Origin of the sequence: Paenibacillus terrae (genome assembly GCF_000943545.1) — a bacterium.
Lineage (GTDB): Bacteria > Bacillota > Bacilli > Paenibacillales > Paenibacillaceae > Paenibacillus > Paenibacillus terrae_A.
Map to the genome: position 1 here is coordinate 73,041 of NZ_JTHP01000010.1, position 23,773 is coordinate 96,813.

The window sequence follows — 23,773 nt, forward strand, 5'->3', positions numbered from 1 at the left end:
CCTGAGCTAGGACGGTTAAGGCTAATTAGAATAGATGCAAGATAGCACGGGCAGGATAACGTTACTTACTAGGCAGGAGGAACATCTATGAAGACAATCGCAGATACTATTGTAGAAGTTTTAGTCAATGCAGGGGTCAAGCGAATTTATGGTATCGTTGGAGATTCCTTAAATAATATGGTCGATTCCATTCGAAGCAACGGTCAAATTGAATGGATTCATGTGCGGCACGAAGAAGTGGCTGCCTTTGCAGCCGGGGCAGATGCTGATCTTAGCGGCAGCATTGCAGTGTGCGCTGGCAGCAGTGGTCCCGGAAATCTGCATCTTATTAATGGATTATATGATTGTCACCGCAATCGGGTACCTGTACTCGCTATTGCGGCCCACATTCCAAGCGACGAAATTGGAAGCGAATATTTCCAGGCTACGCATCCCGAGCATCTTTTCGGGGAATGCAGCCACTTCTGTGAAGTCATTACGACTCCACGACAAATTCCAAGAACCGTTACGATGGCTATACAACAGGCCGTTTCACGTTCAGGTGTCTCCGTCATTGTTCTTCCCGGGGATGTGGCAGCTTTAGCAGCGGAAAAGGCGCCTATTCCTGAACATGTCTACCACCCCACTGCACCTGTGGTGCATCCGTCAGCTTCGGAAATTTCCCGGCTGGCCGAGTACCTGAATCAAGACAAACGAATCACTTTGTTATGCGGCTCCGGCTGTGCGAAATCCCACGAATTGCTCATGCAACTGTGCAACAAGCTGAAATCCCCTATGGTTGTTGCCCTTCGGGGCAAGGAATATCTGGAGTATAACAATCCTTATTATGCAGGCCTAACGGGGCTGATCGGGTATTCTTCCGGATACCATGCGATGATGGATTGTGACGTCCTGCTTATGCTCGGAACAGACTTTCCTTACAGACAGTTTTATCCCGAAAATGCAGTTGTGCTGCAAGTGGATATTGAGCCTGCCCACCTCGGCAGACGCACTCCTTTAACGTATGGGCTGTGCGGGGATGTAAGAGCAACGTTGGAAATGCTGCTTCCTCATTTAACGACAGAGCATGATTCCAAGCATTTGGAAAAAACCGTCTCCCGCTATACCAAGGTGCGTCAGGAGTTGGATGAACTGGCGGTTGGTAAACCGGGTCATACACCGATCCATCCGCAATATCTCACCAAGGTCGTCAGTGACGCCGCGCATGAAAATGCCATTTTCACCTGTGATGTCGGTACTCCCACTGTATGGGCAGCACGTTATTTGCAAATGAACGGCCAACGCCGACTTATCGGCTCCTTCAATCATGGAACGATGGCAAGTGCATTGCCGCAAGCGATTGGGGCACAAGCCACTGAGCCTGACCGCCAGGTTATTGCCCTCTCTGGCGATGGTGGTCTGACGATGCTGATGGGCGATCTGCTTACCCTGAAACAGCATCAGTTACCTGTAAAAGTCATTGTTTTCAATAACGGCGCCCTCGGTTTTGTTGAGCTGGAAATGAAAGCAGCCGGTTTTCTGGAAAACGGTACCGAGCTGGTGAATCCTGATTTTGGCGCTGTGGCGGAAGCCATGGGTCTCAAGGGAATTCGAGTCGAAGATCCGGCGATGCTGGAGGACGCGATTCAACAGGCATTGGCTCACGATGGTCCTGTGGTGGTGGATGTGGTGGTAAACCGTCAGGAGCTATCCATGCCACCCAAGATTAATCTCAAACAGGCTGAAGGTTTTACGTTGTGGATGATGAAAGCTGTGCTGAACGGGCGCGGTGACGAAATTGTTGAACTGGCAAAAACGAATCTTTTACGATAAAGGCCGCCACACTAGCACATATTTTAATAAAAAAGGGGCAGGAACAGCGCGTCATGCACTGAACCTGCCCTTTTTGGTTTGCCCTTTTCCAACAAAAAAAACTTAACGCTGTCTGTTTGCCGTTGATTTCCGCTTCATGAGCGCGGTTTCCATAAATATAAGCTCGCCCTCGTTCGACGGTGACTGGATCCGTTCCAAAATACATGCGGCTCCACGCGCGCTAATCTGCTCAATCGGTCTTTTGACCGTCGTTAATGGCGGGGTCGTATACATCGAAAAGCCGATATCGTCAAATCCAATGACCGAGACATCGTCCGGTACTTTTAAGCCGTGCTCAAATACTGCGTTCATCGCCCCGATAGCCATATCATCGTTAGAGCAAAATACCGCCGTCGGTGGTTCCTCCAGGGAAAGCAACTGCTTCATCGCTTGGCTTCCACTTTCGGTGTCATAATGGCCATGCATAATATATTCGTGCCTAATCGGCTTGCCGCTGTCAATCAGCGCATTCATGAAACCCTCGCGCCGTTGCTGGGTGGACTTAAAGCCTTCTACCCCTTCAATGATCGCGATGCGTTCATGACCGCTTTCAATGAGAAAAGAAACTGCCGCATAGGACCCTTCCTTATCGTTCGAAATGACATTCACAATACCTGCCCCGGGCACCTGCCGATTCAGCACGACGAGCGGAATGCCCTGACCGAGCACATGATAAATAAACGGGTTGTCCGCCTCGCTCTGACTCATCAGGATGATGCCATCAAAACGTTTGCGGTGAATGGCTGAAAAATCGGCGTAATCGTCAATCCCTCCCACAAACAGATTGTAATCCACCCCAATGACATGATTAACTCCACGGATAGTGTCCGCAAAAAAGCTGGAGCTGGTGCCTTCTGAAATACTGGTGAAAAACAGGCCAATCGTATGCGAGCGCTGGAGCACAAGGCTTTTGGCGTTAAAATTCGGAATGTAATTGAGTTGCTCCGCCAGCTCCATAATTTTTCGTTTGGTATCTTCTTTGATCAATGGGCTATTGTTGAGCGCCCGGGAGACGGTCGTATGGGAAACATTCGCCAATTTGGCAATGTCTTTAATGGTAGCTGCCATATACGTATCCTTTCTTTACTGAGGCTCTAAAAAATTATATACCCACCATACCACAAGAGCCGCCCGGAAAAGAAGACTTTCACAAATTATACGCGGTTATCAGCATGTCGACGCTGTAGCTCTTGAACCATTTCTGCATGTCTGCTGTCTGTCAGCTTGTACATTTTACCGATTACCAGCATGGCAATGAGCAGGGCAACAGCAGGATAGAGACACAGCAGCGCCTTAATTCCGAGCAGCGTTCCAGAGGTTTGAACCACATTCGGGACATACCCGATAAACGCCAGCCCGATACCGGAAAGAAAGCCGGATAAGGATTGAGCCAATTTGCGTGAAAAATTAAACAGCGAGTAGGTAATCCCTTCTTTCCGCTCCCCGGATGACCATTCACCGTAGTCAATGATATCGGAGACAAAGGCCCAGGTAACCCCGTTAGGAATACTAATACCAATGAACGAAATACTGGCCAGAATGGTGAAAATATATACATTCGATGGCATAAAGAAGTTCATAGAGTCGGCAATGACACTGACCAGCATCCCAAGCATGGCTGTTTTTCGTTTACCGAAGCGCCGCACCAGTTTGGGCAAGAACAACACACCCAGCAACGACGAACCGATAATAATAAAATTCATATAAGCCATTAATTCTACATGCCCCAAATTATATTCGGCAAAATAGATCAGCAGCGCGGACTTGATATTGTACGCGGATATGGTAAAAATCGTCATCAAAACGAGTACCAGCAGAGGCTTATTCGTCGTAAAGGTATGCACGATCACGCCAAAAGAGAGTTTTTCCTTTGGACCCGACTGACTAACAATACGTTCCTTCGTTCCCCGATAGCATATCATAAAAGCGATCACACCAATGAATGACATGATTCCCATCACAACAGGATAACCCACATGATGGTTGGGAAACAGCAAAATAAGCGGCATAACGATGACGCTGGTTACGAATAATGCTCCCAGTGAGCCTGCCTGACGGAAGGAAGATAATGAAGCACGTTGAATGGTATCCTGCGTAATAGCCGCCCCCAGTGAACCATACGGAATATTCACAATGGAATATCCAATCCCCCAGATCATATAGGACGCATAGGCATAAATAAGCTTACCTGTTGGTGAGATGTTCGGCGAAATAAATGTAAGAACCGTAAGAATAGCAAGGAGAACGCTTCCAGCGATAAGAAAGGGTCTGAATTTCCCACGCGGACCAATATGCTTGCGATAGTCGACAAAGGACCCGACAATAGGATCGCAGATGGCAGCAAACAGCTTGCTGACCAGAAAAATACCTGCGGCTGCTCCTGCTGAAACGCCTGCTACATCCGTAAAGAATTTCAACAGGTACAACTGCCCCAAATCAAACATGAATCCGTTTCCAAAGTCACCCATACCGTAAGAAATCTTTTCTTTCAGGCTGATATGCTCACCTGTCTTGTTGTCAGTTTGGATGCTCTCTTGAACGATAGGCACTCCCATACCCTGCTCACTCCTCTATTTTTTGTGATTATTTTCACATTCTTAATGAATACGTATTCTGTTTTCAATCCCCCTTACCCAGAGCTAGAAAATACTCCAGGCAAGGGCATCTATTGAAATGTGAATTTACAAGTTCATCCTGTATATCATCACTTGCTGTGAACAACCGTCGGGAAATTAAAATATTGCTCGGCATTGTTGTAGCTAATATTTTGTACCATCTCTCCAAGCAGCTCCAGATCCTCAGGCGCCTTGCCTTCTTGTACCCACGTTCCAATCAGATCACAAAGTATCCGACGGAAATATTCGTGCCGTGTGTAGGATAGGAAGCTGCGGGAATCCGTCAGCATACCAATGAAGCGGGACAGCACACCGTAGTTTGCGAGCAGCTTCAATTGCTCCAGCATGCCTTCGATATGGTCGTTATACCACCATGCAGTGCCAAACTGGATTTTGCCTGCTGTTCCGCCAGACTGGAAGCAGCCTGCAAGACTTGCCAGCACCGGATAATCAACTGAGTTAAGCGAATATAAAATTGTTCGCGGCAGACCACCTGCCAGCTCCTGTGCATCCAGCAATGCCGCCAGCGGACGAGCGATGGAGCCGTCATTAACTGCATCATAGCCTGTATCTGGTCCCAAGCGACGGAACATGGCAGTGCTATTGTTACGCAGCGCGTGAATATGGTACTGCATAGCCCAGCCATGCTCTGCATACTGTTTTCCAAGGAATACCAGGACGTACGATTTGTATTTCGCCTCTTCTAATGGAGTTACATTGCCTTCCTCCAGCGCCTTGCTGTATATCGCTGCCGCTTCCTCACGTGTCGTTTCTTCATAAACGACTGTATCCAGCGCATGATCGGACACCCGTCCTCCGACAGCATGGAAGTGACGCACCCGGCTCGCCAGCGCGTTCAAAAATCCTTCCAGACCGGAAACATCCAGTCCGCTCACTTCACCCAATCGAGCTACCCAAGGCTGGAATGTCTCACGGTTAATCTCTAGCGCTTTGTCCGGGCGGAAGCTTGGCAGTACAACCACCGGAAAATCGGTCAGCTTGCTGATTTGCTTATGATATTCGAGATGGTCCGTCGGATCATCGGTAGTGCACACAACGGTTACCTTTGAATTCACAATCAGATCACGTGCCCCAAAGCCCTTTCCTTGCAGCTTTTGGTTCACCTTTTCCCAAATTACAGGCGCATTCTGTTCGTTCAGCAGCTCATGGACACCAAAAAAGCGCTGAAGCTCCAAATGCGTCCAATGATACAGCGGGTTGCCAATCAGTGTAGGTACGGTTTTGGCCCAAGCCAAAAATTTGTCATAGTCTTCCGCATCTCCGGTAATCAGGCGTTCCTCAACTCCATTGGCCCGCATGAGTCTCCACTTGTAATGATCCCCGTACAGCCATGCTTCCGTAATGTTTTTGAACGTTTTATTTTCGTAAATTTCCTGTGGACTTAAATGACAATGATAGTCAATAATCGGCAAATCCTTGGCATACTGATGATACAAAATTTCAGCGGTCGGATTGCTCAACAAAAAGTTGTCGTCTAAAAATGCTTTGGTCATGGCTCATTCGTCCCTTCTATAATCATGTTTCCGAATAATTGTTAACGTGAACAAAAATGAATTCGATATCTCTGATATCCAGTAATAGCATTCAATAACGCATAGCAGGTTACCTGATTATATCAGATTATACAGCTATAATACGATACCTGTATGTCGAATCACCCTTGATTACTTCTCCTTAAATTTAATGTTTACGTTAACAACAATTACATTGTAACCGCTATCCTTTGCAGAGGAAAGTGATTTTTATCATGAGAAGGAACAAAAAAACAGACCTGGCCTCAACTTCGGCAGATCTGTTTCCTCCGTCCAACTTTATTTCAGACTATAGCCCGGCTTGCACAGGCTTGGTTCGCAACACTTGTTTTGTTACTCTGACATACGCCCCCTCACTTATTTTTGGGCATGGACATGGTTTGAAAATCCTTTATTTCCAAATCTCCGCACTTTTTATTTTTTCCTCTTGAACCGCTCTTTGAAAACGTTTTTATAAATTTTCGCTCTTTTTCAGAAAATATTGCTCTTGAAAATACCAGTTTCTGTATTATAATTGTCATATACAACCAATGTTTTACATTGAAAGTAATTCATTATCATATTCCGAAGAAGAGGTGATCGCGTTGAGCACAAAAGTGCAAGCTATCCATGCTAAAACCGGTACAAAAGGAGCTGACCTTGTTGTCGATTGCTTGATTAAACAAGGTGTAACACATATTTTTGGTATTCCAGGTGCCAAGATTGACTCGGTATTTGATGTCCTTCAAGAACGCGGCCCGGAGCTGATCGTATGCCGTCACGAGCAAAATGCCGCCTTTATGGCAGCTGCCGTCGGTCGCCTAACTGGTAAACCGGGCGTATGTCTCGTTACCTCCGGCCCCGGTGCGTCGAATTTGGCTACAGGACTTGTCACCGCAAATGCGGAAAGTGATCCCGTCGTGGCTCTCGCTGGTGCAGTTCCAAGATCCGAACGTTTGAAGCGCACCCACCAATCCATGGATAACGCCGGGTTATTCGAGCCTATCACCAAATACAGTGTGGAAGTGGAGCATCCCGATAGTGTGCCAGAAGCCATTACCAACGCATTTCGGATTGCGACCTCAGCACAGCCTGGAGCAACCTTTGTAAGTCTACCGCAGGACGTGTTGACTTCGTCATCCGAAGTAACCGCCATTGGGAAGCTTTCCCTTCCACAGCTTGGAACCGCACCAGCCGGACTTATCAAACAAGTAGCAGGCCAAATCAGCCATGCCAAGTTACCTGTTCTTTTACTCGGTATGAAAGCCAGCACTCCCGAAGCTACAGCAGCCATCCGCGCACTCATTCAGAACACAGATCTGCCTGTCGTTGAAACCTTCCAGGCTGCCGGAGCCATTTCCCGCGAACTGGAGGACCATTATTTTGGCCGAGTGGGCTTGTTCCACAATCAGCCGGGTGACATGCTCCTTGGAGCCGCAGACCTGGTGCTGACCATTGGCTATGACCCCATTGAATACGATCCGAAAAACTGGAACATTCCTGCAAACCGAACCCTCATTCATCTCGATGATCATCAGGCGGATATTGACCATGATTATCAACCGGATTACGAACTGATCGGTAATATAGCTCTGATCGTGCGCAGTCTCGCAGAAGAATTGCCTGCATTAAAGCTGTCTGAAGCCTCATGCGCCCAACTGAACCGTCTCCGCCACGATCTAAACGAGCAAGCTGCCGTCCCTGTCCGCAAGCACGACTATCTGATTCATCCATTACAATTCATTCGTACTCTGCGCAGCCTGATTGATGATAATGTCACGGTCACCTGTGATGTTGGTTCCCACTACATTTGGATGGCCCGGTATTTCCGATCCTATGAGCCGCGTCGCCTTCTGTTCAGTAACGGGATGCAGACGCTGGGTGTAGCTCTTCCCTGGGGCATTGCTGCCACTCTCGTTAATCCCGGTCAAAAAGTCGTTTCCATTTCCGGCGACGGGGGATTTCTTTTCTCATCCATGGAGCTTGAAACCGCGGTACGTCTCAACTCCCCACTTGTACACATCGTATGGAGAGACGGCACCTACGACATGGTCGCTTTTCAACAACAGATTAAATATGGCAGAACATCCGGCGTAGAGTTCGGAGATGTGGATGTCGTGAAATACGCCGAAAGCTTCGGGGCAACCGGATTACGTGTGCATTCCCCTGAAGAACTGGAAAGCATATTGCAACAGGCACTACATACCGATGGCCCCGTGGTCGTCGATATTCCGATTGATTATCAGGATAATATCCAGTTGGGACGTAAACTGCTGCCCAATCAGTTAAACTGACTTCACAGTTGCCCAATCGTGACGGCTTCGTGACAATGAATGGAGTTTAACGTATTTTTTATGAGTTTTTTTGGGTTATCCATGTTATTTACTGAAATTTTACGTTTATTATTGAAAAAGAAAGAAAATAAATGTATCCAATCACAAAAGGAAGTGTATTGCCATGACCGTTGCAGAACTGGAAACAAAGCAAGAAGCTGATCATGATATTTACCAAACGTCCACCATGCTCGCTTTATTGGATGGTCTTTATGACGGAGTCGTTTCCTTCAAGGAACTGCAAAAGCACGGGGATTTCGGGATCGGTACCTTTGATCAACTGAATGGAGAGATGATTGCGTTCGATGGTGAGTTTTATCACTTGCTTCCAGACGGTACGGCCCATCGTGTAAAACCGGAAGAGACAACTCCCTTTTCCACAGTCACCTTTTTCCGTGAAGATTTCACATATACTATTGATCGTCCCATGCATCGTGAAGAGCTGGAAGCCCTGCTGCTAAAGCTGTTTCCAAGCCGTAATCTGTTCTACGCCTTCCGTATGGATGGCACTTTTCGTGAAGTGAAGACACGTACCGTGCCTCACCAAGTGAAGCCTTACAAACCTTTTATCGAAGCGACCAAATCACAGCCCACCTTCTCTTTTAACGACGCTTCCGGCGTGATTACCGGGTTTTGGACACCTGCATATGCTCAAGGAATTGGAGTGGCCGGGTTCCATTTGCACTTTATTAACGACGAGCGTACCGGAGGCGGGCATGTCTTTGATTTTGTTGTCGACAAGTGCACAATCCGTGTTTGTCAAAAATCCAATCTGCACCTCGTCCTGCCCGATACACCAGATTATTTGACCGCCAATCTGTCCAGAGAAAATCTGGAGAAAGAAATCGCCATTACTGAAGGTGCGCAATAATCACAGGGCATGACTCAACAAGGTACAATGGAATTTGTTATAAATGAGATTCTACCTCATACAGAAACTAAAAGATCGCAGCCTGGAAGAGATGCTTGATGCTCTCCGGCTGCGATCTTTTATAATAAAGTTATATTTGCAAAAGTGACTTTTGCATTAGACTAAAACTATAAAATAAACACAATGATTAAGGAGATGGGTTATATCTAAAACTTCCCAAAAAATTATAAAAAAATGTAATTGCCCGAATCCTTCATTTCGTAATTTTCAAGAGCACTCTTAATTAATGCAGGGTTATATGGCACAAATAATGCCCCAATATTTCTAATAACATCGGGAGTACGTACTGAGTCAAATTCTTTTGATTTATTTAGGTTTACACCTATGATTGTACACTTTTTCTCTATAGCAACCTCAGCCTCCCATTTTACATATTTATGCTTACGACGTGTATCTTCACCAATAAGCATAACATAGTAACCAGACATATTAATGCGCTCTCTACAACGTTTTTTTATATAAGACTCTACACTTGAGCTGACCTCGGACGTTAATTGACAGTCGGTGAAATTAAAATCAATATTTTCATTATTTTTCCAAGCCTGCATTAAATGATAGTAGTGTATATCTGTACTGCTGAATCCCACAAACGTTCTAGGTAATCCCACTATTGCCCTCCATTCTTATGGTTCCCAAGTAATGTTAAGATGATTTCTTTGAAAAATTCTAATGTTTAAATGATTATAACAAAGGTGAATTTTGCAAAAATATCGATAGTTTATCCAACTGTTTCTCGGTACTCTCTCTTTCCCATTTACCAGGTAACATAGATTGTGCACGTTCTTTTAACTCATTATACTTTTCTGATTCACCAATACCAAAATATGCTTCTTCCAAAGTGGCAAGAATCCAGTACTTGTCACCTCTGCTTTCAAAGTTATTCTCTATAAGTGCCTCACATATTGAAATCACTTTTAAACGTGTTCTGGCTGCTAATATGTAATCAGCAATAGCATTGTTTTTGTCACTAATATTACCTCTCATGTTTAAGAGAAAGGCGAAGTTTATTCCATTGTAGTAGTCATTCTTAATATAGAAACCTTTCTCGTAAAAAAATATCGATTTATCTAACCATATTTTATCTTCTGTCGTTTCCCATAATCTTTTACTAACAGCTCCGAGTAATCCAAGAGTTTCGGGATCTGTCGTGACATCAGGATCTAACGTTTGCAATATATCATAAGCTTTATACAAGGAAGAAAGTAAATCAGGATTTTCACTTTTATAAGTTGCTAAAGCAATCTTTTGTTTAATAAATACACTATTAGGATCGATATTTAAAGCTACTTGAAATAAACTCTTTGCAGCAATAAAGTTTTTTTGGTTCATTTCTTGCTCTGCAATTTCCAAAACAGAACTCAACGATTGTTTTATATAAGTCACATTTTCGATCTCTGCTGCTTCTTTTAAAAAAGGTGGTTTTAAACCTTGTAAGTAAGTGTATACCGGACTATCCACATTTGGGTCACTCAAAATCTCCTGTATAGTCTCCTTAAGCTCCTTACGAAATCGTAACACTTCCTCGTGATCAATACCTACACCTAAATGCTCATATGGACGAATAACTGTATGATTTAAATCGAATGGGTTTTTTAAACTCTTCTCAGCAATCGCAATAGTTGTATGAGGTCTCAATGCATGTCTAATTCCTAATTCATAAAAAGCATTAGGGTTATAAGTAGATAAATCTGCTATAACTATATCTGCTTTCAATAAATATTGATACATAGGAACATCAATCAGACCTGAATGTTTTATGTCATCTGCACGTATGCATTTAAGACCTGCTTCCAGTACTGCAGGTTTAACTATATTCCGATATGTTTTATCTAAATCAAGATTTCGACCAGTCGAATAATCGGTTTTTATACCGTATCCCATAACAACAAAACATGTTTTCTGCTCCATATTTATTACTCCTTAATAAAATATTTTCAATCCATAGAAACTTTTTCTAAAATTATGTCCGCAATTTCCTTCGCACTATAATCTCTACCATCCAGATATGACCATTGGTCCGTAATTACACTGATATCTGAATCATCCAGTAATACCAACAGTAAGTTGTCCTTCTGCTCCAAAAGTTGCTTTGTTCGTATGCCACCCCATTCTACTTGGGTCCACTTCTTCTTTGTATAAGAGGCTGAATGAAATACAACTGTATATTTGCACTGAATAACATATACATCGGTTAGGTATCTGTACAGGTCATTTCCCCATATTTTTGCTACTTCATCTTTGTCATAAAAATAGCGCATTTCAGTTTTCTTAATATGATAAAGCACCATTTCTACAAAAGCACGATCTTCATTTGCGAATGACAGGCCAACATCATATTTTTTATCCTGCTTTGAATTCTGTTCTGAAGATTTTACTGACGCGGATATTTGTTGCCCAACAACACTGCTATTTTTCACAGTTCCACCTGTAATCATGACCCCATTGTTAACTATGGACCCGAATTTCATAACCTACACTTCCTTCGAGGTTCAATTTGTTATTTGTTCTGCTACTTTTGCAAGTTTATTTTTGAAATTGCCCTTACCTGTTATTTGAGAGTTGTTAATCTCTCCACCTGTAACCATGACTCCATTATTTACAATCACATTCTCTCGTGCTTTAAACTCTCTTGTATCCACATTAACTGCTTCAAGATACTCGAGAATACTTTGTAAAAGCCTTTTCTCTATTCTTTTTCTATACATGTCCACATCCGATTCCTGAAAGAAATTATGCAACTTATGATCTGCTGCGAGTTCTCTTATGCTCTTTCTAGCCCCATAGTTAAAAATTTGATTGTGTTTAATTTCCGTACGTATCATCTCTTTTTTATAAGATTGAGCTACAAATTCATTAAACCCACGCAAAACACCACCAATGGATTTAAAAAGTCCTGTAAATGTTGGGATAATGGAAGATAGAATGCTCTTTATAATAAAAGGTACTGGAATATCAGAGCCATGCTTATCTATTGCATAAAATTCCTTTTTCAAAGGAGGTAACAGATAATTCTGCATTTCTACAAACAGATTTTGTGGTGTAAAGTGCACTCTAAAAAATGTGCTGAACACAAAATCTCCGTCCCAAGCTGTAATTTGAATCGATTTATAGAATCGAACATGCTCTTCTTCTAGCTCTGTGTATTCTTGCAAAAATTTCGCATCAATCATTCTCTTAGGAGAACTCATTTCTTTCTCCAGGAACCTTGAATCATTCCTTATTTTACTGCCATCTACATAAAGAGCATTTGCAGTAGCCATGTGAGAAATATTTAGCTCTTTCATTTTGCTATCAATGTATGTATACAGATCAGCGTTGTTAAGTTTGATGTATTCGCCCGAGTTTTCAATTTTTGTTTCTGCCAAAAAAGACCATCCTGATAAGCGATTACCGGCTCCTACAAATGGTGAATCCCCTCCGAAATAGATTACGTTGCCTTCCTGATTCATCTCCTCCATTTTTTTCGAAAAATCATTCCCTATCTCTTTGAGATTAGGTGCTTTGTCACTTGAAATATTTTCTGAAGAAAGCTTGTTTGTTACATACCAGTAAGGATATATTCTAAATCCAATGTTAACTAGAAAGGATAAGAATAGCGGCCAAGAAATCAATAAATCTGTAAAAATCGCCGTAACAAACCATCCTAAAAGAAATAATAAAGCGCAATCCATAAAAAAGTCCCGTTTTTTTGCCTGTATACATTGAACAGCAACTTTAGCAATATCTGCTCCATAGCTAGGAGCTACAAAGCAGTAACGATTATAAACGATTTGTTCTAACACCTTTTGTCGAAAATTTCGATCTAGTTCTGCAGCAGCACACAAATAACGCGTTATCCCTGTTTTCATTAGTTATTTAGAACCCCTTTTCATATTTATACGAACTTTAGTACTATATCATTATGTTGAAGCATGTAATATTTTGTCAACCTAAATTTTCTTCATAAGATAAATTTTTGCACAAAAAAAGCGGCTCTCCCTCAGGAGAACCGCTATATAACCGTAGTTACGGCTTATTTAACATGTAATGATACTGCACTCAATACCCCAGCTACACGCTGAGCGTCGAAAATACGGGAAAGCTCCTCGACTGCCGTCAAGTACAGCAGACCGTTGCCTTCCCGCTTTGCAGAATGGCCGAGTGGAATCGTGCGCTTGATCAGTTGGGCGTATAGCTCCGGCTCAGTGAGATTCCGTTCAAAGCTCGCGTTCGACAACTGCTTAATCAGCGCCAGAGCCCCAGCTACATGCGGGGTAGCCATTGAAGTACCGCTGAAGGTCGCATATTTGCCGCCCGGAACGGTAGACAAAATATCTTCCCCCGGCGCAACCAAATCTACCTCATTATTGGAGTTGCTGAAATCGGAAGCATGTCTGTCAAAGTTCACAGCACCTACACTGATCACCTCATTATAGCAGCCAGGATAGCCCAGCTCGTCCGTTCTGTCGTCACCGTCTCCTTCATTACCTGCTGCGCAGACGACCAAAATTTGACTTGCCACTGCCTTCTGCACTGCTTCATGCAGCTCAGCCACATCCTCGGGACCGCCAAGCGACATTGAAATGATGTCTGCCTTTTGCTCAATCGCATAATGAATGCCCTGAATGATCCAGTCATATTGACCGGAGCCTTGCTTGTTCAGCACCTTGATAATGAGCAACTCCGCCTCCGGGGCGACACCCACCACACCATCCTCATTTTCTGCTGCCGCGATTGTGCCTGCTACATGCGTACCGTGACCGTTGTAATCCGTGAAAATATTCGGATCACTGTCATCATCATCTGTGAAGTTCCGGCCACCAATAATGCGTTCCTTCAAATCAGGATGGTCCGCATCACAGCCCGTATCCAGTACTGCCACCTTCACTCCCTGGCCTCGGGTTCGGCTCCACACCGCAGGGGCCTGAATCAGCTCCACTCCTCGCGGTATTTCATTCACCTGTTGCTCCTGCTTGATCACTTGGTAAGGAATGATATGCACTTTACGTTCCATCCTATTCCCTCCTTCATGGATTCAATCGGAAACCATCCGTCTTTGAAACCTTCAAAAACCAAAACTTTCAAAACCGAAACTTTGAAAACCTCTACTGAAACTCTTGTTTGAGGTTACTATATTCTAGCAATTTTTGAAAAGTTTGAACATCCCCTTTTGCTTAATTTTGTAAAAAAATAGACATCCCCCCATATCCATGGAGAATGCCTATGTATAGAGGTGCCTGAGAAACTACAACTTCAAGTGTCAGCCTGACAACGAATCCGCTTGAAGTTCAGCCTTGGACAACAGCGACTTGTGCTGCCATTTCCGACCTTTCCAGCGCAGGTAGTGGAAAATGCCTCGTACCCACTCATCGCAGGCATGTGCAATCCACACCCCAAGCACACCATATCCCAGATGAATGCCCAGCACATACGCCAACGGAATTTTGATCCCCCACATCGAGATGATCGCCATCATCAGCGGAAACTGTACATCCCCCGCCGCCCGCAAGGAGTTAATGACGACATGATTGAACACACGGCCCGGCTCCAGCAATATACAGAACAGCAAAATCGCTGCTCCCAGTTGAATAATCGCCGGCTCATCCGTAAAGATCGCCATCACTTCATATCGGAAAAAGGATACCACCACGATCACCGCAATCGTAATGACCAGAGACCATTTTAAGCTGCGCAGCAGTTGGTGATACGCCTTCTCCTTATCTCCTGCACCTATCAGGCGAGCAACAATAATTTCCGTCCCCTCGCCCACCGCCATTCCAAACACCATAAAAAAATACACAATCGTATTCGTATAAAAATGAGTAGCAATCGCCGTTGTCCCCATGAAGCTGACAAACCGGGTCACCATCATTTGGCTGAGCTGATAAGACAACCATTCCAGACCCGCCGGAATGCCGATTTTCAGGATGGCCACCAGCTTGCTCCATTGAAGCTGTACATAATACTTGATACGGATCGGCGCACTTACACGTTTGTATAACAGAATAAAAATCCAGACACAGGCTACAGCACGACTAATCACCGTTGAAATCGCTGCTCCTGCCACGCCCATTTGCGGCAGACCAAACCAGCCGTAAATCAGCAGCGCATTCCCCACAATATGCAAAATGTTCATACCAATGCCCACGATCATCGTGTCTTTGGTAAAACCGTGCGAACGAATAACTGGACCTGCGGTTAGCATAAGCGCTTCCAGAAACAGCGAGCCCCCTGCCAGCATCATATAGATCTCGGCATTTTCCTTAATCGTCGGGGTAATATGGTAAAAGGACAGCAGTAAATCCCGACTCACGATAAACATCAAACTCAGCGCCAGACCGAATACCAGATTAAAGGTCAGGGCCGAGGCCGTAACACGGCTCGCATCCACATGCTTTTGTGCACCCAATAGCTGAGCGATGATGACACCTACTCCAAGACCAAGCAGATTGAACAAAATAATCGTAAATTCAATCAGCTGTCTCGACACACCCACAGCCGATACAACCTCGTCCGACACATGGCTCAGCATGAACGTATCCACGCTACCCATCAAAATATGAAACAGCATTTCTATAAAGATCGGCCAAGTGATTGCAAAAACTGTCATCGTTTTCACGACTTGTGCTTGCTTGGAGCCGCTTTCCTGCGAAAGTGACATACTTCTGTATTCCTCCCAGATGAGAACCCTATATATACTCAGACATTAATATTGATACCGCTTACTCAATCGAGCATTTTGCATAAATCCCAAGAGTGATTTCAAATCAGCAATATATAGATCAAAACGGTCTAGTTTGTCTATATATTCTACTTTTAAGGTTGGGAATCGAATGATGCAAAATACTCAATCATAAAAAGTCATGTGCTTTTTCTCATTTTTATAATATTCCAGGCGATCCTGCAATTGTCCTGTGTGGAATTCAAACTTATGTCCGTCCGGATCTGTAAAATAGACTGACCTTTTGTCCTGTTCATTCCGCTCTCGTCCGGGCAAAATTGTGACATTGAAAGCTCTCAGCTTGTTAAGCATATCCTCAAAATCCGCTTCCGCTACCGAAAATGCAATATGCGAATAGGAATGATGAATTTCATTTCTCGGGATATCCTCCTCCACATTGAGAGCCAGCCACATGCCCAGGCAGTCCAGATAAGCCAGCTTACGTCCTTTGACGAGCAGCTTTCCATCTAATACATTTTGATAAAAATGTACCGACTTCTCCAAATCTGACACCGAAAAGCAAATATGATTCCATCCTTGTATACTCATATTCCCTATTCCTTTCAGCGAACCCTGTTCAGCCAATAAGTCCACGCTTCTGTATATTGATCGAGATCTTCTGAATGATGCCGAATGCAGGTAGCTATTCGAAAATATAATCCCTGTAGCACCTCCGTGTTCAGCTCGTAACTCCCTGTCATTCCTGGCTCAAGCTTCTCTACCGCTGGCAAAATCGTATCGACAGTCAGCATGTCCGGTGAAGAGCAAAAGGCGTATATCAGATCATATAACGGTTCTCCTACCACCGGATCAGGATCAATAATGCCCGTTAAAGTGCCATTTTCGGCAAACACGAAATTATGTATCCCACAGTCGCCATGGAGCAAATATTTAAGATTCCGTTGAGGCATTCCCGCCACAAGTGCATGAACAAACCGATGATCCTCTGGAGATAAAATGTCCTGTATGATCTTTCCGGATTCCTTTACCCTGTGCAGCAGAAAATCTCTCCATTCCATAAACGGATGGTCTGGATAACCATAATGGCGTTCCTCTCCCAGTGGCTTGTAGTGCGCTATCAGCTCCGTCGCCAGACTGAACAGAAGGTCGCTCTTGTTCCTTCCATGATAGCGGGTCAGCCCTGGCTTGAACATGTATACCAAATAACGATGCAGCGGATCAACATAAACCAGACGCGTTAATTTTTCAATCTGTGAATAGGTATGTAAAAATTCGGCTTCCGCTTCCACAATAACCTGATCATTCTGCTTGATCACATATCGAGGCCTGATTCCGTCCATAATGGCAATCACTTCGCTTGAGGTTCCTCCAGTCAAGGGCTTGAGTTCTTGCATATGACCTTCAAGTACACCTACTTCCTGAAGCTCCTTTAGGATCAGTTGAACGTCCATCAAAAGCCCCCTCCATGTCTTTAATCTGCTACGCGACTGGCGCTGGAATTCATCGCTATGACTCAATCCGTTCGCCAGCCGCATCTACTTTAAAAAGAAATCTTCTCATGCTCCGCATAAATTTCAAGCGCACGTTCCATTTTATGGACATAGTCCGCATCCTGACTGGTACACAGGAACGTAATGTGTCCCTCCTGCGATTGACCTGTTTTTGCCGGAGATGCCAGCAAATTGCGATCAGACAACACCTGTTTTAACCGTCTGACTGTTCCCTGACTTCCGTCGATTAGCTGAATATGGGAAGGAAGCAGCCCCTTCAAGATCTCTTTATAAAAAGGATAGTGGGTACATCCCAAAACGACCGTACCGTATAAGTCCAGATCGAACGCAGCCAGCTTACAGTTAAAATATTCGGCCATTTCTGTCCGGTCAAAATTTAACTGCTCACAATAATGCACCAGCTCAGGCAAAGGCAACGAATCCACACTTCCATGATCATCAACTCTGGACACCAGCGCTGCATAACCGGATTGTTTTAATGTCAACGGCGTGGCTAACACCAGCACTCTTTTACCATTCGCTCGATTCATCTCCACCGCAGGCTTCACGGCCGGCTCCATGCCAATGATCGGGATATGGTATTCGTTTCTCAGCTCCGCAACCGCGATACTCGTGGCTGTATTGCAGGCAATGACCAGCGCCTTAACGTCCTCTTTTAAAATAGTTTGTACCGAAGCCTTGACGTATCCGCACACCTCTTGCGGTGTTTTCGTCCCGTAAGGAACATGAAGCGTATCTGCCAAGTATACAAAATTTTCGTTTGGCAACCGTCGTAAGGCCTCAGATAATACCGTAATTCCACCCAATCCTGAATCAAAAAAACCAATCTTCAAGCTACTCACCTTTTTTCGTTCATCTGTTGTACCTATCCTGCTGACTACATGGTAATTTCATTCTTCGCCTATGGAATCCATTCTTCTAATCGGCTCATATTTAAATTTTACCGCAAAACTGATATTTTGCAAAAGAAACACATAAATTTTACAGTGTAAAAAATAAAGTAGCTTTTCAAAGTAAATTTAATATAGAAGTGTTGACAGATATTATCTTTATATTGTAATATTACGAGGTAAATGACTTACTTAACTTACCTAGGGGGAAATAAATCATGTCTAAAGTACTATTTGTCAAAGCTAACGATCGTACAGCCGAAGAATCCGCAACCGTTAAATTGTATAACTCCTTCGTGGAAAGCTACAAAGCTTCCCATCCATCCGATGAAATCACTGAACTGGATCTGTTCTCCGTCGAGCTTCCTTATTTGAACGCCAACATGATTAACGGCACGTTCAAATCCGCTAGAGGCTTGGAGTTGAACGCAGAAGAAGCTCGCTTGGCAAATATTGCTAACGGCTACCTTGATCAATTCCTGGCAGCAGATAAAGTCGTATTCGCTTTCCCGCTTTGGAACATGACGATTCCAGCTGTACTGCATACTTACATTGACTACCTGAACCAAGCTGGTAAAACGTTCAAATACACTGCTGAGGGTCCAGTTGGTCTCGTAACTGAAACTAAAGTAGCCCTGTTGAATGCAAGAGGCGGCGTATACTCCGAAGGCCCTGCTGCTGCTGCCGAAATGTCTTTGAACTTCATGAGCAACATCTTATCCTTCTTCGGTGTGAAAGACATCGTGAAGGTTGTACTGGAAGGACATAACCAAGCTCCAGATCAAGCACAAGCCATTGTTGAAGCTGCTGTACAAAGTGCAACAGAAGCTGCAAAATCCTTCTAAATCCATATATATGAACAGAAGAGGATATCCGCCCCTATTTGGGATGGATATCCTCTTTTTTGTTATAGCGTATGAAAAAACACGTGCTTCCCTGATATGAATCAAGTGAAAAGCACGTGTTTGTTATGCAATACCTTATATGTTAAGGAATGAACTGCTGCACGATTTTAACGACCTTACCGTCACGCAACGTCACATGGTATGGAAATTGGCTGAGATCCAATACATCTTTTTTGGCAAAATCTTTTTCAAACTGTGCCAAAGGGATCGATTCATTCCATTTTACATCTGTATCTTCTATACGACCTGTATGATCATAAATTTGTACCTCTACCGAAGCATCTGGGGCAACCTGGTACACGTCATTTTGCACGGAATTATTCACGATGTAGTAACCGTCTGGTGCTCCGTCCAACCCTGTGTTTCCTTCATGCTCCAAGAACGCCTGGTCTGCTGCCTTACCTTCATACCATTCAATCGGATCTGCCGACAAATAGATTTGTCCGTTACGCATCTCCAATTGATTTATATATACGGTCTCCTGATTTTCAGCAGGTGTTACGGGCGTGTAGCCTTGTGCTGTTGCTCCCGCCGCCGTCATCAGCATCATCATTAAAGCCAATACTGTCCATTTCGAAGCTAGTCTCATCATGTCTGATCTCTCCTTACCGTTTGGGTATGTACACGGTGTCTGTAAGCTTCATTACCCTTATGCAATTACTATAAACGTTGTACGGTTAAAAAGTGTATCAGATACGTAAAAAGAAGTTACGATTTTTTAAGACTTGGTCTTAAAACTTGCTTACATGTCTTATTTACGGCTTTTTATTTGATCAATCCGACCTGACGCGCCTGTTCTTCGGTGAGAATAAACTCTTCATTTTGCCACACCTCATCCTCTTTGGTTACAGCGAACATTCCCATAATCTCTGTCCAGATTCCTTTGTCGGCAGCTTCCTTTTGCGTAATGATAATTTTCATATCGGTTCCTCCTCCTTGTGTAATCGGTGGTTGGTGGTCTGTGTGGCCCACTACGCGAACAGATGGTTTCTCCGATCGCTTCTCCGAAATCCATCTGCCCGCTCCGTTACTCAGCTTATCTTTGCCACACTATGAGAAAAACTTCCGATATGAATCGACTGTCGCCTTTCTGAAATGTATACCTTTATTTAAGAGATTTCTAACACTTCTGTAGTTCGCTCAAGGGATTCTTGTCCCGCTTATAACATATGTACCCTTTTCCTGTCGAGTTTATTCGTTTCTTATTTGTAACCTTAAAATTTTAAATTATTTCCAAAGCAATGATTTCTATAAAAATAGCCAGCTATAAAAAGAAAAACGGCCGCAGGCTTAACCTACTGACCGTAATTCTCAAGAATTTTCTATGAACAGTTGCTCAAAAGCACCAAAGCAGCGAAGAGGACGGAATCGTTCTGAAGAAGCGTCAGCGTTCGCCTTTGTCCCCGGATTTTCTACCCTTGAATATATAATCAAGAAATCCGGGGGCAACAGCGATCGGAAGAATGATCCGTCCTCGTAGCGGCCATTAACCGCATACCGTTACTCAGTCATCCAGCTTCTATCAAACTTTATACAGAAAAGTAAAAAGGTTGCACGCATACCGGCTTGGACACGGTTACTTGTTGTCCCGTGTAGGTCAGTCGTCCACTAGCCTTGTCCACTTTAAATGTAACGATGTTATTCGTATCGCGGTTTGCCACGAGCATATGATCACCGTTTGGAGTCAAAGCAAAATGACGTGGATGCTCTCCTTCGGCAGAAACATGCTCTACCAGGCTCAGCTTGCCTGTTACAGCGTCTACAGCGAACACTACGATGCTGTCATGCCCACGGTTGGAACCGTACACATAAGCACCATCCTCCGAAATAGCAATCTCAGCGGTTGTATTTTCGCCCGTAAAATCAGACGGCAAAGTCGGTACGCTCTCAAGCTCGGTAAGCTTGCCTGCTTCTGCGTCATACGCAAAAGAAGTAATAGAAGAATCCACCTCATTAATGACAAAAGCAAATTTACCGTTCGGGTGGAACGTCAAGTGACGTGGGCCTGCACCTGCATGGGTTTTCGTTTCGCCATGAAGTACCAGTTGTCCTTTACTGTCATCAATGGTGTATACACGGATCAGATCCAAACCGAGATCCTGTACGAAGAGGAAACGACCATCAGGGCTAAAGAAACTGGAGTGTGGATGCGGACGATCCTGACGCTCAGGATGCGCTCCCTTGCCCTCATGCTGTTTAACATCCAGCAACTCGCCGATACGGCCATCCTCGGTTAGAGACACCAGTCCCACCATTCCTCCGTGGTAGCTGACTACGATCAGGTAGCGATCAGATGGATCACGCTGAATGTGGCAGGTTGTTGCGCCAACGTTTTCCGCCCGGTTAAGCAATGTAAATGTCCCTTTGACCGGATCAATTTCAAAAGCAGCAGCTTCGCCCACCTTCGCTCCAGTAGCAGAAGTCGTTTCTCCAATGGAATACAGCTTCCGGTTCTTCACGTCTACGTTCAGGAAGGTTGGATTTTTCAATCCGGAGAACTCATCCTGTAATGTAAGAATCCCTGTCTCTTCATTAAAAGTGTACGCATAAACTCCGCTGCCTTCCAATTCGGCGTAAGAGCCTGCGAAAACGAGCAATTTTTGTTGTGCTGTCATGGTTGTGTCCTCCTCAAATTAGAAAAATAATGGGCAATTGGAATGATTGCTCCTGGTTCAAATAGCGCTAAGAGGCGCGTTCCACGACGGGCTCTGTAAATAAAGCCACATTTCCCGCTACGGCACGTGAGATCATGCAAGAGCTCTCTGCCTGCTCTGCCAGCCGCAATGCCTGTTCGATCTGCGATTCTGTCGCATCGGCGGCCAAATGAACTCGCGGACGATGGATAATTCGACGATATGTAAAAATATTGTTCGTTACATCGACAATCCCTTCGGATTCCAGCGCCAGTGAAGCCACCAGAAGACCAGCGCGCTCCATCATCGCCGCCAATGTAATCAAATAGCAGGTCGCGGCAGCGCCTAGCAGCATTTCATCCGGATTGGTGCCCACACCGGGACCACCCATCTCTGCCGGGATCGAAATCGCTGTCCGCAGCTGTCCGGCCTCAATATGCCCAGCGCTGTTGCGCCCCCCGTTCCAGTCTGCCTTGAGCAGAAAGGTATGCTCCATTTCAGGTCACTCCTCTCTCTTGTATTATGAATCTTTACACAGGTGAATGTAAAGGTTAGTCGATCTCCCGATTTTTCGTTTCGGTACCCAGCAACCATACCGCCGCCGCTCCAATCAGGATCGCTACGAAGAAAATCACAAAGATAGATTGCAGCGCCATGCCCTGTCCGACCAGCATTCCGACCAGAAAAGGTCCGATCACGCCACCAATACGGCCAAATGCAGCCGCCATACCCACTCCGGTAGAACGGACGGCTGTCGGGTACAATTCCGGGGTATAGGCATACATGGCTCCCCACGCGCCGAGATTGAAAAAGGACAAGCAGATACCAGCAGCCAGCAGCATTCCTGCCGTTTCCGAGGTACCGAACCAAATAGCGGACACCGCCGTTAGCAGTAAATAGACGATCAGCACGAATTTGCGGCCCAGCTTTTCAATCAGATATGCGGCAGTAAAATAACCTGGCAATTGCGCCAGCGTCATGATCAGGACATACTCAAAGCTTTTAACCAGCTCAAAACCCTTCATAAACATAATGCTTGGCAGCCACAGAAACATTCCGTAATAGGAAAATACAACCGTAAACCATAAAATCCACAGCATTAACGTGGACTTGCGGTTCGGCCCTGACCAAATGGAAGCCAGTCTTGCACGCAGTGGAAGCTTGACACTCTGCTGCTTGTATCGCGGTGAATCCTCTACCGCTTTGCGTAAATAAAGGGCGTACAGGGCTGGTACTGCGCCGAGAATAAAGGCCATCTGCCAGCCGTACTTTGGAATAACAAAATAGGCAATAAGCGCAGAAAGAATCCATCCCGCGGCCCAGAAGCTTTCCAACAAAACGACCGCTTTTCCCCGTTCCTGAACCGGCACCGATTCCGACACCAGCGTCGAAGCTACAGGCAATTCCCCTCCCAAGCCTACGCCTGCAATAAAACGCAGCACCAACAGTACACCGAGCCCGGTCGCCAAAGCTGACAAGCCGCTTGCAATAGAAAAGATCAACAGCGTCCACACTAATATCGTACGCCTGCCGTAGCGATCAGCCAAAATCCCCGCTAAAGCGGCCCCAAATACCATCCCTATTGAATTCATCGCAGTCAGCAGACCAATCTGCTCTGAACCCAAATGCCACTCCTTAGCCAGCGCTGCGGCTATGAACGAAAGCAGCCCCACGTCCATGGCATCAAACAGCCAACTGAGTCCTGCGCTAAACAGCAGCTTTCGCTTTTTGGATGGTGGTAATGAAGTCAATTCACTCATGATTCGCTCTCCCTTAAAAATGCATCATATATAGCCGTATATTCAGGTGTCTTGTCACCTGTAGCTTAGCATCTATTGTACCGCAAGCTCCCTTCATCTGCGAGCATTTTAAAAAAATCTCTTGTTGCCGCTCTTGAAAGGAAAACGAAAA

21 protein-coding genes are annotated in these 23,773 nt (G+C 44.8%); 4 read left to right on the forward strand and 17 right to left on the reverse strand.

All coding sequences use genetic code 11. From position 1 onward, the window contains the following. The first annotated feature begins 87 nt into the window (after positions 1-87). Positions 88-1,812, forward strand: a complete 1,725-nt coding sequence (gene poxB, locus QD47_RS07660; RefSeq protein WP_044645571.1) for a ubiquinone-dependent pyruvate dehydrogenase — start codon at positions 88-90, stop codon at positions 1,810-1,812. A 102-nt stretch (positions 1,813-1,914) separates the two neighbouring features. Here the strand turns inward: poxB and QD47_RS07665 are convergent, their stop codons facing one another. From QD47_RS07665 to uxaC, 3 genes are all read right to left on the reverse strand, one after another. After that, positions 1,915-2,919: a LacI family DNA-binding transcriptional regulator gene (locus QD47_RS07665; RefSeq protein WP_044645572.1), complete on the reverse strand. Its 1,005-nt coding sequence runs from the start codon at positions 2,917-2,919 to the stop codon at positions 1,915-1,917. Between the two features lie 86 nt (positions 2,920-3,005). Continuing rightward, complete coding sequence (locus QD47_RS07670) at positions 3,006-4,406, reverse strand: glycoside-pentoside-hexuronide (GPH):cation symporter (RefSeq protein ID WP_044645573.1); 1,401 nt, start codon at positions 4,404-4,406, stop codon at positions 3,006-3,008. Positions 4,407-4,555: 149 nt separating this feature from the next. Continuing rightward, complete coding sequence (gene uxaC / locus QD47_RS07675; protein WP_044645574.1) at positions 4,556-5,980, reverse strand: glucuronate isomerase; 1,425 nt, start codon at positions 5,978-5,980, stop codon at positions 4,556-4,558. Positions 5,981-6,594: 614 nt separating this feature from the next. On the opposite strand from uxaC, the gene alsS reads away from it, so the two are divergent. After that, positions 6,595-8,292: an acetolactate synthase AlsS gene (gene alsS, locus QD47_RS07680; protein WP_200893398.1), complete on the forward strand. Its 1,698-nt coding sequence runs from the start codon at positions 6,595-6,597 to the stop codon at positions 8,290-8,292. Between the two features lie 163 nt (positions 8,293-8,455). Next, the gene (gene budA, locus QD47_RS07685) at positions 8,456-9,202 is read left to right on the forward strand and encodes an acetolactate decarboxylase (RefSeq protein ID WP_044645576.1); all 747 of its coding nucleotides are present in this window, start codon (positions 8,456-8,458) and stop codon (positions 9,200-9,202) included. A 224-nt stretch (positions 9,203-9,426) separates the two neighbouring features. Here the strand turns inward: budA and QD47_RS07690 are convergent, their stop codons facing one another. From QD47_RS07690 to murI, 9 genes are all read right to left on the reverse strand, one after another. Next, positions 9,427-9,870, reverse strand: a complete 444-nt coding sequence (locus QD47_RS07690; RefSeq protein ID WP_044645577.1) for a TIR domain-containing protein — start codon at positions 9,868-9,870, stop codon at positions 9,427-9,429. A 73-nt stretch (positions 9,871-9,943) separates the two neighbouring features. After that, positions 9,944-11,170 carry a TRAFs-binding domain-containing protein gene (locus QD47_RS07695; protein ID WP_044645578.1) on the reverse strand — a complete coding sequence of 409 codons (1,227 nt, stop codon included), beginning with the start codon at positions 11,168-11,170 and terminating at the stop codon, positions 9,944-9,946. Between the two features lie 26 nt (positions 11,171-11,196). Next, on the reverse strand, positions 11,197-11,730 hold the full coding sequence (locus QD47_RS07700) for a TIR domain-containing protein (protein ID WP_044645579.1): 534 nt from the start codon (positions 11,728-11,730) through the stop codon (positions 11,197-11,199). Between the two features lie 21 nt (positions 11,731-11,751). Next, positions 11,752-13,110: a hypothetical protein gene (locus QD47_RS07705; protein WP_044645580.1), complete on the reverse strand. Its 1,359-nt coding sequence runs from the start codon at positions 13,108-13,110 to the stop codon at positions 11,752-11,754. A gap of 164 nt (positions 13,111-13,274) precedes the next feature. After that, the gene (locus QD47_RS07710) at positions 13,275-14,255 is read right to left on the reverse strand and encodes a S8 family peptidase (protein WP_044645581.1); all 981 of its coding nucleotides are present in this window, start codon (positions 14,253-14,255) and stop codon (positions 13,275-13,277) included. Between the two features lie 246 nt (positions 14,256-14,501). Beyond that, entirely contained in the window at positions 14,502-15,902 is a 1,401-nt protein-coding gene (locus tag QD47_RS07715; RefSeq protein ID WP_044645582.1) for an MATE family efflux transporter, read from the reverse strand. Positions 15,903-16,088: 186 nt separating this feature from the next. Then, entirely contained in the window at positions 16,089-16,511 is a 423-nt protein-coding gene (gene fosB / locus QD47_RS07720; protein ID WP_044645583.1) for a metallothiol transferase FosB, read from the reverse strand. 14 nt (positions 16,512-16,525) lie between these two features. Beyond that, the gene (locus tag QD47_RS07725; RefSeq protein WP_044645584.1) at positions 16,526-17,374 is read right to left on the reverse strand and encodes a phosphotransferase; all 849 of its coding nucleotides are present in this window, start codon (positions 17,372-17,374) and stop codon (positions 16,526-16,528) included. A gap of 89 nt (positions 17,375-17,463) precedes the next feature. After that, entirely contained in the window at positions 17,464-18,267 is an 804-nt protein-coding gene (murI, locus tag QD47_RS07730; protein ID WP_044645585.1) for a glutamate racemase, read from the reverse strand. Positions 18,268-18,542: 275 nt separating this feature from the next. Between murI and QD47_RS07735 the strand changes: the two genes are divergently transcribed. Beyond that, a complete protein-coding gene (locus tag QD47_RS07735; RefSeq protein WP_044645586.1) occupies positions 18,543-19,169 on the forward strand; it encodes an FMN-dependent NADH-azoreductase in 627 nt (208 codons plus the stop codon). Positions 19,170-19,311: 142 nt separating this feature from the next. Here the strand turns inward: QD47_RS07735 and QD47_RS07740 are convergent, their stop codons facing one another. From QD47_RS07740 to QD47_RS07755, 5 genes are all read right to left on the reverse strand, one after another. Continuing rightward, entirely contained in the window at positions 19,312-19,821 is a 510-nt protein-coding gene (locus tag QD47_RS07740; RefSeq protein WP_044645587.1) for a hypothetical protein, read from the reverse strand. 173 nt (positions 19,822-19,994) lie between these two features. Then, positions 19,995-20,150 (reverse strand): hypothetical protein, encoded by a 156-nt coding sequence (locus QD47_RS32445; protein ID WP_170970838.1) that lies wholly within the window; start codon positions 20,148-20,150, stop codon positions 19,995-19,997. Between the two features lie 608 nt (positions 20,151-20,758). Continuing rightward, positions 20,759-21,844: a lactonase family protein gene (locus QD47_RS07745; RefSeq protein WP_044645588.1), complete on the reverse strand. Its 1,086-nt coding sequence runs from the start codon at positions 21,842-21,844 to the stop codon at positions 20,759-20,761. Positions 21,845-21,911: 67 nt separating this feature from the next. Further along, positions 21,912-22,358: an OsmC family protein gene (locus QD47_RS07750; protein ID WP_044645589.1), complete on the reverse strand. Its 447-nt coding sequence runs from the start codon at positions 22,356-22,358 to the stop codon at positions 21,912-21,914. A 55-nt stretch (positions 22,359-22,413) separates the two neighbouring features. Continuing rightward, entirely contained in the window at positions 22,414-23,622 is a 1,209-nt protein-coding gene (locus QD47_RS07755; RefSeq protein WP_044645590.1) for an MFS transporter, read from the reverse strand. Positions 23,623-23,773: the final 151 nt, after the last annotated feature.

Bases quoted from the DNA above. Each gene is read 5' to 3' on its own strand.
- QD47_RS07700 (WP_044645579.1), bottom strand. From the start codon at position 11,730: ATGAAATTCGGGTCCATAGTTAACAATGGGGTCATGATTACAGGTGGA.
- QD47_RS07695 (WP_044645578.1), bottom strand. From the start codon at position 11,170: ATGGAGCAGAAAACATGTTTTGTTGTTATGGGATACGGTATAAAAACC.
- fosB (WP_044645583.1), bottom strand. From the start codon at position 16,511: ATGAGTATACAAGGATGGAATCATATTTGCTTTTCGGTGTCAGATTTG.
- QD47_RS07710 (WP_044645581.1), bottom strand. From the start codon at position 14,255: ATGGAACGTAAAGTGCATATCATTCCTTACCAAGTGATCAAGCAGGAG.
- QD47_RS07745 (WP_044645588.1), bottom strand. From the start codon at position 21,844: ATGACAGCACAACAAAAATTGCTCGTTTTCGCAGGCTCTTACGCCGAA.
- QD47_RS07665 (WP_044645572.1), bottom strand. From the start codon at position 2,919: ATGGCAGCTACCATTAAAGACATTGCCAAATTGGCGAATGTTTCCCAT.
- QD47_RS07750 (WP_044645589.1), bottom strand. From the start codon at position 22,358: ATGGAGCATACCTTTCTGCTCAAGGCAGACTGGAACGGGGGGCGCAAC.
- QD47_RS07705 (WP_044645580.1), bottom strand. From the start codon at position 13,110: ATGAAAACAGGGATAACGCGTTATTTGTGTGCTGCTGCAGAACTAGAT.
- QD47_RS32445 (WP_170970838.1), bottom strand. From the start codon at position 20,150: ATGAAAATTATCATTACGCAAAAGGAAGCTGCCGACAAAGGAATCTGG.
- QD47_RS07740 (WP_044645587.1), bottom strand. From the start codon at position 19,821: ATGATGAGACTAGCTTCGAAATGGACAGTATTGGCTTTAATGATGATG.
- QD47_RS07755 (WP_044645590.1), bottom strand. From the start codon at position 23,622: ATGAGTGAATTGACTTCATTACCACCATCCAAAAAGCGAAAGCTGCTG.
- QD47_RS07735 (WP_044645586.1), top strand. From the start codon at position 18,543: ATGTCTAAAGTACTATTTGTCAAAGCTAACGATCGTACAGCCGAAGAA.
- QD47_RS07725 (WP_044645584.1), bottom strand. From the start codon at position 17,374: ATGGACGTTCAACTGATCCTAAAGGAGCTTCAGGAAGTAGGTGTACTT.
- uxaC (WP_044645574.1), bottom strand. From the start codon at position 5,980: ATGACCAAAGCATTTTTAGACGACAACTTTTTGTTGAGCAATCCGACC.
- budA (WP_044645576.1), top strand. From the start codon at position 8,456: ATGACCGTTGCAGAACTGGAAACAAAGCAAGAAGCTGATCATGATATT.
- QD47_RS07670 (WP_044645573.1), bottom strand. From the start codon at position 4,406: ATGGGAGTGCCTATCGTTCAAGAGAGCATCCAAACTGACAACAAGACA.
- QD47_RS07715 (WP_044645582.1), bottom strand. From the start codon at position 15,902: ATGTCACTTTCGCAGGAAAGCGGCTCCAAGCAAGCACAAGTCGTGAAA.
- poxB (WP_044645571.1), top strand. From the start codon at position 88: ATGAAGACAATCGCAGATACTATTGTAGAAGTTTTAGTCAATGCAGGG.